General features: G+C 40.7%; 9 protein-coding genes, 1 pseudogene and 1 riboswitch. Of the genes and pseudogenes, 3 read left to right on the forward strand and 7 right to left on the reverse strand.

The genetic code is table 11. The features are described from left to right. Window positions 1-486: pseudogene (locus AB685_RS23595) on the reverse strand (cache domain-containing protein); the annotation flags it as partial. 93 nt (window positions 487-579) lie between these two features. On the opposite strand from AB685_RS23595, the gene AB685_RS23600 reads away from it, so the two are divergent. Continuing rightward, window positions 580-960, forward strand: a complete 381-nt coding sequence (locus tag AB685_RS23600) for a VOC family protein (protein WP_047973027.1) — start codon at window positions 580-582, stop codon at window positions 958-960. A 29-nt stretch (window positions 961-989) separates the two neighbouring features. On the opposite strand, the gene AB685_RS23605 is transcribed toward AB685_RS23600, so the two are convergent. From AB685_RS23605 to thiC, 5 genes are all read right to left on the reverse strand, one after another. Beyond that, entirely contained in the window at window positions 990-1,184 is a 195-nt protein-coding gene (locus AB685_RS23605) for a YwbE family protein (protein ID WP_047973028.1), read from the reverse strand. A gap of 141 nt (window positions 1,185-1,325) precedes the next feature. Continuing rightward, window positions 1,326-2,864 carry an FAD-dependent oxidoreductase gene (locus tag AB685_RS23610; protein ID WP_047973029.1) on the reverse strand — a complete coding sequence of 513 codons (1,539 nt, stop codon included), beginning with the start codon at window positions 2,862-2,864 and terminating at the stop codon, window positions 1,326-1,328. Between the two features lie 127 nt (window positions 2,865-2,991). After that, window positions 2,992-4,227, reverse strand: coding sequence for an MFS transporter (locus AB685_RS23615; RefSeq protein ID WP_047973030.1), 1,236 nt, complete (start codon window positions 4,225-4,227; stop codon window positions 2,992-2,994). 130 nt (window positions 4,228-4,357) lie between these two features. Continuing rightward, window positions 4,358-4,522, reverse strand: a complete 165-nt coding sequence (locus AB685_RS31455) for a hypothetical protein (RefSeq protein WP_157860750.1) — start codon at window positions 4,520-4,522, stop codon at window positions 4,358-4,360. A 15-nt stretch (window positions 4,523-4,537) separates the two neighbouring features. Further along, window positions 4,538-6,316 (reverse strand): phosphomethylpyrimidine synthase ThiC, encoded by a 1,779-nt coding sequence (gene thiC, locus AB685_RS23620; RefSeq protein ID WP_047973031.1) that lies wholly within the window; start codon window positions 6,314-6,316, stop codon window positions 4,538-4,540. Window positions 6,317-6,450: 134 nt separating this feature from the next. Then, window positions 6,451-6,565, reverse strand: a riboswitch (TPP riboswitch). 111 nt (window positions 6,566-6,676) lie between these two features. Between thiC and AB685_RS23625 the strand changes: the two genes are divergently transcribed. Continuing rightward, window positions 6,677-7,342, forward strand: coding sequence for an oxidoreductase (locus tag AB685_RS23625; RefSeq protein WP_047973032.1), 666 nt, complete (start codon window positions 6,677-6,679; stop codon window positions 7,340-7,342). Between the two features lie 11 nt (window positions 7,343-7,353). Next, the gene (locus AB685_RS23630; protein ID WP_047973033.1) at window positions 7,354-7,902 is read left to right on the forward strand and encodes a flavin reductase family protein; all 549 of its coding nucleotides are present in this window, start codon (window positions 7,354-7,356) and stop codon (window positions 7,900-7,902) included. 229 nt (window positions 7,903-8,131) lie between these two features. Here the strand turns inward: AB685_RS23630 and AB685_RS23635 are convergent. Further along, window positions 8,132-9,069 (reverse strand): cytochrome P450 (locus AB685_RS23635; RefSeq protein ID WP_047973034.1); only part of this gene is annotated, 938 nt, incomplete at its 5' end.

The raw sequence follows: 9,069 nt of genomic DNA on the forward strand, positions 1-9,069 counted from the left end.
ATATTCACCTGTACTTGCATCTTCATAAGGCTCCGTCCAGATGACGGTATCAGGATTCGCTGCAGCGTCTGTGTACCAAAGACGAGTACGCGGGTCGTAATCAGAGCCAACGTCGATAAAAGGCTCGGTGAAAAATTCCCCTTCGTTTGAGCCAATGTACGTAACGGCAATATGTTCATTTAAAGAGTTGAACGTTTGGAAATCTTCATTAACAATGGCCCAAGCTTCTTCTCTTTCTTCCTCGGGTGATTGCAACATCGTCACCACTCGACTATCTTGACTATAACGGTCAATGGATGATGCGAAACTTTCTAAGTACAATGATATTAAGTCGCTTTTTTCTTGAACGAGTGATTGACCTTCTACTCGTACATTTTCCTCAACCTGTTGCTTTACTTGTAAATACGTTAAAGTAGAAACGATAGCTAACGTAATAAACAGTAAGGTACAGATGAGGGTAATAAGTTTAGTTTGAATCGATTTCACTTACCCCATCCCCCTTAAAAATAAACCTCTCATTGTAGTATCGGTTAGTAGCGAGAGAAATTTAATAAAAAATGACAAAGGAGCTAGGTCAATATGCTTAAAAGTGTGGAATTACATCATGTGAGTCTAGAAGTGAAGGATTTAGAAGTCGCTAAAGAATTTTATAAAGAAATCCTTCTTTTAGAAGAATTAGATCGTCCTACTTTTGATTTTAAGGGTGCTTGGTTTTCGATTGGAGGGCAGCAATTACATTTAATAGAGAATCATACTAGAGAAGAAGGTAGGGCAGTTATTGATTCAAGAGGGCATCATTTTGCCATTCGAGTAAAAGAWTACGACGAAGCCCTTAATTGGTTAAAGCAGAAGGAAGTAGAAGTGGTTGAAAAACCTACTAGTAAAAGTGGATTTGCCCAGATTTTTTGCTTAGATCCAGATGGCCATATTATTGAAATTCATGTCGAAAGAACAAAATAAAAAAGATGAGTCATTACACTCATCTTTTTCTAGCCAATGATCTCCTTTACTCGTCCAACTTGTCCATCAGAAAGCTTTACTTTAATGCCGTGTGGGTGGCTAGGGGATTTTGTAAGGATGTTAGCAACTGTACCCTCTGTCAATGTCCCTGTTCGTTGGTCTTTTTTTAGTAYAATCTTAACTCTTTGTCCGATTTTAATGGCAGATCGATTTTGTCCGTTCATTTGAAACGTCCTTTCTTTGACGCAATTGATCTCTCTATCATACCTCAATCTTTGGGTAGATCCTAGAGGAAGTCTTTATTATCCCATGCATTATGGTGGAGACACAAAGAGCTCACCTAATATAGGCGAGCCCTGTTTCTATTATTTATTATGCTTTATGTTTTTAAGAGGCTTAGTGGCAGGGCCTTCAATGACTTCTCCTTTATATGAGAAACGTGAGCCATGACATGGGCAGTCCCACGAACGATCTCCGTGATTCCAATTCACTTCACAGCCCATATGGGTACAAGTTGTGTCAACTAAGTGGAGAAACCCTTCTTTATCCTTGTAGGCACCCGCACGTTTTCCATCAACTTTCACTACTGCGCCTTCGTCTAAAGCTATTTCATCAATTGATTTATCAGCATCATCGAATTTTCCTTTTATTAAATGCTTTGCAACATCAAGGTTCTCAGACATAAAGTGCCTAATACTTGGGTCAGCAACAAACCGAGATGGCTTWTAAAGCTCTTCATAAGGACTCGGACGCCCTACAATCAGATCGGTGATGACATGAGCTGCAGCTGTACCATTTGTCATTCCCCATTTTCTAAAGCCTGTTGCCACAAATACGTTCGGATGCATCCGTGATAGTTTTCCTATATAAGGAATTTTATCTAACGTAATCAGGTCTTGAGCTGACCAGCGAAAAGGAATGGTTCGAGTCGTAAACACTTTATTGGCGTAATCCTGTAGCGATTCGTAGTGATACATAGTATCCATGCCTTGACCTGCCTTATGTTCTTCACCACCTATGATGACAAGTCTTTTTCCATCCATATCAGTGTAGCGAAGTGACCGTTTAGGTTCATCGCAGTTTAAATACATCCCGCCTGGAAAGTCTTCTTCGGTTTCAACTGCAATGACATAGGAACGTTCGGCATGCATCCTTGAAAAATAAAACCCTGCCCCGTCATAAAAGGGAAAATGTGTGGCAGCTACAACATGTTTAGCTTTAATTTTTGCTCCATCACGGGTTAGGACTACAGGTGATTCTCCTTCTTTTATATCAGTTGCTACTGTATGTTCATATATTTTACCACCCAGTTCCGTAAACATTTTAATAAGGTGTGCTAAATATTTAATGGGGTGGAATTGAGCTTGTCCTCGCATCACAATACCAGCTTTAATGGGAATGTTTAGAGGCATGGAGGTAATCCATTCTGAATCAATACCAAGCTCTTGATAAGCTTTGTATTCATGTTCAAGCTTGCTTACGCCTCGGTTATTCGTTGTGTAAAGGTAGGCATCTTCATCTGTAAAGTCACATGCCATCTTTTCATCTTTGACGAGTTTGCGCATAAAGGCTAGTGCAGCGTCATTGGCATCATAATAGAGCTTTGCTTTGTCGACCCCAACATTTTGAATCAATTCATCGTAGATTAAATCATGTTGAGCCGTGATTTTTGCGGTCGTATGACCAGTTGTGCCATTTACTAAAACATCGGCATCTACTAATGTGACATCCAGCCCTTCTTTCGCTAATAAATAGGCTGTTGTGATCCCACTAATTCCGCCTCCAACCACACAGACATCCGTTGAGATATCTTCTTTCAGTGGTGGGAAGCTGGCAAGTTGAGTCGTAATCCGCCAATATGGTTCAGGTCTTTCAGGCAACCGATTGGTTTTGTGCTCATTCATCTAAAAACCTCCTTGATCTTAATCTCTTCCATAATTTGTCCGAGATGGTATGTTTTTATGTATCACAATAAAAGCTCTCTTAAACATAAAAGAGCTGCCCATACCTCAGATATGAGCAGCTTTTACACTATGCAGCGATCGGCTTAGTTTGTTCGATTTTCTTTTTACCGTGTTGCAATAGAAAGTAGGCAACCACAAATGTAGCTGAAGCAGTAAAGAAGAGAGCTGCCCCGCCGAAGAAATCCATCATTAAGCCGAGTAGAGTCGGACCAATCAGTTGTGCTGACATTGAGAACAAATAGTAAAGACCAGTAAACAGTCCAATTTTGGCAAGACCACCGAGATCAGCAACGAGTGGATAGGCTTGCACATTGATTAATGCCCAGGCTACACCGGCTAAAAATAGGACAACTTGTAAGAGGAGTGGGGTGCTAATAAACGGAATGGCTACAAAAAAGAGGGGCAACAAGATTAAACCGATCACCATCGTTTCAACCTTGCCAAGTTTTTGTCCAATCCAACCTGCAGGAACGGCGAATAGTACAAACGATAAGCTGAAAAAGCCGAGTGTTAATCCAGCAAGTCCTTCTGTAAAGCCAAGTGTTCTAGTAGCGTATAAAGTGAACAGTGCTTCAATAGAGGCATAGCCGATAAAATACACAAAGATAGCAAATAAAATAAATGCTTGACCCCGGTGCTTTTTCAAAAAGAGTTCGGCAAGTCCTCTTGTAATCGAACGTCTAGCTTGAACTTCATCTTGCTCATTATTTGTATTCGTTGTGTAGGGCGGGTGACGATCCACTGAGCGAAATAACAAAAGAAAAGCAGTCATTAAAAGGATACTGGCTACGATAAAAGGGTAGGATGAGTTGACTTGGTAAAGTTGAGATAAACCAAACAATGCCACAATCGCACCAATGCCACCCATTAAGTTAATGTAACCATTAGCGAGAGAGCGTCTCTCCGGTGCTATATGGTCGGGCATCAATGAGATGACGGGAGCACGGTAGAGTGTCATGGCTAATAAAAATAAGATGTCAATAAAAAGAAGTGTCCAAAGTGTCGATTGCATAAAAGGTAGTAAGACAAAGAAAAGAGCAGCAAGTGGCATACCAATCATAAGGAAAGGAAGTCGCTTTCCAAATCGTGTGTTCACACGATCTGACCAAGCTCCAATAAGCGGGATCAATAAGACTGCTAGTAAATTATCGAGCCCCATAATCGCCCCGATAATACTTGTTCGCTCAATATGATTAGCAAGTATTAATGGCATGTATGCATTGTAGAAGGTCCAAATTAGGGTTAGAGCGAAAAAGCCACTTCCAATCACTAGTACTTTTCTCTGTGAGAATGTTTCCTTCATGTTGACACCTCATTTCTCGGTTTTTATTATATATTCAAAATGGATCCGTTCAATCCTCTTTATGTGGAGTAGCTATACGTAATCTTAATAAAAAAGCTGACTCAAAGTTGATCGAGTCAGCGAAATAACGTTAATAATAGAGGGCTTCAATCTTTTGGCATTTTGAACATTTAACGTAATAAGAGTCCCCGTAAAAATCATGGTCGCACGTTCGTTGTAATTCTTCAATTTGTGAATGGACTTTTCTCACTTTTGCTTGAAGTTCACTGAGCTCTTGTTGCAGCTGTTCAATCATAGAATCACTCCTTTATTAAAGATAAAGGTCTTTACCACCGTCTTTATACTGCTGTGATTTTTCTCTCATTCCTCTTTCAATTGCTTCTTTCGTCTCTAGGTTATGTTCTTTGGCATAGTCGCGAATATCTTGTGAAATTCTCATGCTACAAAACTTAGGACCACACATAGAGCAGAAATGAGCCGTCTTGGCACCCTGGGCAGGCAAGGTTTCATCATGGTAGTCAATCGCACGCTCGGGGTCTAGTGACAAATTAAATTGATCTCTCCACCGAAACTCAAAACGAGCTTTTGAGAGGGCATCATCTCTCTTTTGTGCCACAGGATGCCCTTTAGCTAAATCAGCCGCATGAGCAGCAATCTTATACGTGATTACGCCCGTTCGTACGTCTTCTTTATTAGGTAATCCAAGATGTTCTTTTGGGGTGACATAGCAGAGCATAGCTGTACCATACCAACCAATCATGGCAGCTCCGATAGCTGAAGTGATGTGATCATAACCTGGTGCGATGTCAGTGGTTAATGGTCCAAGTGTATAGAATGGAGCTTCCTTACATAACTCAAGTTGCTTATCCATATTTTCTTTAATTAAATGCATAGGAACATGACCAGGCCCTTCTACCATCACTTGTACATCATGACGCCAAGCCAGTTGAGTTAGTTCACCTAATGTCTCGAGCTCTGCAAACTGAGCCTCATCATTGGCATCAGCAATGGACCCAGGTCTAAGTCCATCGCCTAATGAAAAAGCAATATCGTATGTTTTCATAATTTCGCATATCTCTTCAAAGTGAGTATAAAGGAAACTTTCTTGATGATGGAATAAGCACCACTGCGCCATAATGGATCCACCGCGAGAAACGATTCCGGTCACTCGCTTAGCTGTCAGTGGTACATAGCGCAGGAGGACTCCTGCATGAATGGTAAAATAATCGACCCCTTGTTCTGCCTGCTCTATTAATGTGTCTCTATACACTTCCCAGGTCAGGTCCTCTGCTACTCCGTTTACTTTTTCGAGAGCTTGATAGATTGGCACTGTCCCAACAGGAACAGCAGAGTTTCGGATGATCCATTCACGTGTTTTATGAATATCTTTTCCTGTTGAGAGATCCATAATATTATCAGCCCCCCAACGTGTTGCCCACGTCATCTTTTCTACTTCCTCTTCGATCGAAGAAGTCACAGCAGAGTTGCCGATATTTGCATTAATTTTCACGTGGAAATGACGACCAATAATCATTGGTTCTGATTCTGGATGATTAATGTTACTAGGAATGATCGCTCTTCCTTTTGCAATCTCATCACGAACAAATTCGGGATCTACTTGCTCTCTAATGGCTACAAACTCCATTTCGGGCGTGATAATGCCTTTTTTAGCATAATGAAGTTGTGTTACATTTTTACCTGTTTTAGCACGGAGCGGTTTATGATCTAAAAGCGGAAATTCATTATATGTTGCCCGTGGGTCTGCCTCGTCCTTGTATCCATTATCTTCTATCTTTACTTTACGACCTACGTACTCTTCTACATCACCTCGCTCAATAATCCATTCTTTTCTGAGAGGAGGAAGACCTTTAGTTAAGTCGACTGTATAGTTAGGGTCAGTATAAGGCCCACTCGTATCATATACACGAATAGGTGAATTTTCTTCCTCTCCAAAAGCACCTGTTGTGTTAGACAAACCAATCTCTCGCATAGGAACGAGCAAATCACTGCGCGAGCCTTCAACATACACCTTCTTGCTTCCTGAAAAGCTAGACATAATCGATACATTTTTTTGCATAATTTGGGACATCATTCATCTCTCCTTTAATTTTATAAATAAAAGGACGAGATCTGTACATGAAAAGAATAGGGGAGTACATAAAAAAACCGAGTCCAAATAAATTGGGCCCGGCTTATACTATGTAGAAGTAGTCAAATAGACATTGTTGAGGAGTCWAACTTCCCTACGCTGGTATGAGCCAGATCAGGTCCAAAGGGTTAAAAGACTTCATTGCGTCTTTCTCTCAGCCCAACTCGTTGGACACCCCTAGTTAATGCTATAAAGTTATCTTACAGATTGATCCTATCATGAGTATGTTTAAATAATCAAGGAAAGATTTCTCTCTTTTTTGATAACTTCATTATAATTAATAAAAAGGAGTGGGTAGTTTTGATAAAACGGTCAGCACTTATACTTGGAGCGACGGGTCTTATTGGAAGACAAGTAGTAAAGGAACTGACAAGTGCCTCGGAATATAAAGAGGTTCATTTACTTGTTCGACGCCCTGTGGAWAAAATGAACCCAAAGCAAATTGTACATGTGGTCGATTTCGACTCTTTGGTTGAAGAGAGTTTTCCACAGGTGGATGATGTTTTTATTTGCATAGGCACRACGATTAAAAAAGCAAAAACAAAAGAAGCATTTAAAAAAGTTGATTTTGATTACCCTCTAAAAGTAGCGACTATGGCAAGGAATAAAGGTGCTTCAAGACTTTTGGTCATCTCTGCTATTGGAGCAGATCATAGTTCGCGTGTTTTCTAWAGTAGAGTAAAGGGAGAAATGGAAGAAGCATTGAAGAAATTGAGTTATCCACATGTTGATATCTTCAGACCTTCACTTTTATTAGGAGAAAGAGAGGAATTTCGTTTGGGGGAGAAGATGGGCGAGATCGGGTTGAAATTGCTTAAACCAGTATTAGCTGGGCAGATGCGAAAGTATAGAGGAATCGAAGATGTGGTCGTTGCTCGTGCCATGTATAGACGAGCTATAAGAGAAGCAAGCGAGGGTGTGACAATTATTCAATCTGATGACATAGAGAAATTTGGACAAGAGTAGGGGGTTACTAGATGAGGACAAAAGTAGATCATACGGTTATGCATAGTTATCCTGGTCTTGTAGCTTTAGTGACGGTGAAGGCTAATGAGAAGAAAAACATCATGGCTGCAGGTTGGCATACGTATATTTCGTATGAGCCACCGATGTATGGAGTAGCGATAGGCCGGGAGAGTTACACATATGAACTAATGAAGGAAGCTGGTATGTTTGCGATTAATTTTCTCCCCTTTGAAAAAGCTGAAGAGATTCAGAAGGCCGGGATCTTAACAGGAGCTAAGACCGATAAATTGGCCACTCTTTCGTTTGAAGAAGGTGTAGAGACCGGTGCACCTATCTTAAAGGCTGCGTATGTAGCCTATGAGTGCAAGACAATCGATATAAACCCATATGGGGATCATGATTTCTTTGTAGCAGATCTAGTAGGGTTCTATCGGGACGAAGAGTGTTTCCTTGAAAATGGACTACCTAACTTAACAAAATTATCAATACCACTTTACCTTGGTAGGTCTAAGTATATGAAACTTGATGATCGTGTCATAAGTAAAGATTGTGTCGATTAAGAAATGGGGCTGGGACATATCTAAGAGGTTTAACTCAGGATACGAACGAAGCGCTAAATGAGCGGATGAAATATACGTAGACCTCCTACAGGATGAAAAGCAGAGGTGAGACCCCACGAGGAGGCTCACCAGCTTCCCGCGGAAAGCGAAGTATATTTCAGGAGCGGTACACATAGACCGCATCAGTAATGTTCGATTTTCCATAAGTTAAAATACTTTTGTCCAAGCCTCATTTTCTATTGTTTAAAGTCATGTAAAGGCCTCTTTTGGGACGAAGAGTCACAAGGGGCTGTGGCTTAACTGTATGATGATCAGCTGATATCGTAAGGCGGTATTTTTGAACAATAGTGGCGAGAGCAAGTGTGGCCTCCATCATCGCAAAATGATTACCGATACATACCCGAGGTCCACCTCCGAATGGAAAGTAGGCATAGGGAGGCAAGGTTTTAATGAAATTGTGTTCAAAGCGTTCAGGAATAAACGCATCGGCGTTGTCATAGTAAGTAGGGTTTCGGTGCATTACATACTGGCTAATTAACACCATATTCCCTTTTCTCATCTGATAAGGGCCGATCTCAATATCTTCCTCTACTTGTCTACCAATCACATAGGCTGGTGGATAAAGCCTCATCGACTCTGAGATGATATGTTGAGCATACGTTAATTGAGGGTAGAGTTCTGGTGTGATGGGCTTCCCTTGAGTTAATTCTTCAATTATAGTGTAGAGCTTTTCATCAACCTCGGGGTGCTGGGATAAAAGGTAGAATGTCCATGACAGTAAGTTAGCTGTTGTTTCATGTCCGGCAAGAAAAATAGTCATTAGTTCATCTCTCAATTGTTTGTCAGTCATTCCGAGTCCGTTTTCCTCATCTTTTGCCTGCATTAAAATTCCTAATAAATCAGTATGCTCACTAGGCTCCATTCTTCTTTCTTTAATAATAGAAAAGAGGACATCATCTAATTCATTTACTGCTCTTTTCAATTTTCGATTGTTTTTGGTCGGAATCCAAAGTGGGATATTAATAAGCGAACGCATTCTTTTCACACCTAGCTTCATTACGGCCTCCATCGGTGCTTCGATTCTTTTTGCTTCTTCTCCTATATCCATACTGAACATGGTTTTAGTGATTATACCAAGGGCAATGTTCATCATTTCGTTGGTTATAG

It is taken from the genome of Bacillus sp. LL01 (assembly GCF_001037965.1).

Excerpts from the sequence above, each read along its gene's own strand:
- AB685_RS31455 (WP_157860750.1), bottom strand. The coding sequence starts at position 4,522 with ATGATTGAACAGCTGCAACAAGAGCTCAGTGAACTTCAAGCAAAAGTG.
- AB685_RS23615 (WP_047973030.1), bottom strand. The coding sequence starts at position 4,227 with ATGAAGGAAACATTCTCACAGAGAAAAGTACTAGTGATTGGAAGTGGC.
- AB685_RS23630 (WP_047973033.1), top strand. The coding sequence starts at position 7,354 with ATGAGGACAAAAGTAGATCATACGGTTATGCATAGTTATCCTGGTCTT.
- thiC (WP_047973031.1), bottom strand. The coding sequence starts at position 6,316 with ATGTCCCAAATTATGCAAAAAAATGTATCGATTATGTCTAGCTTTTCA.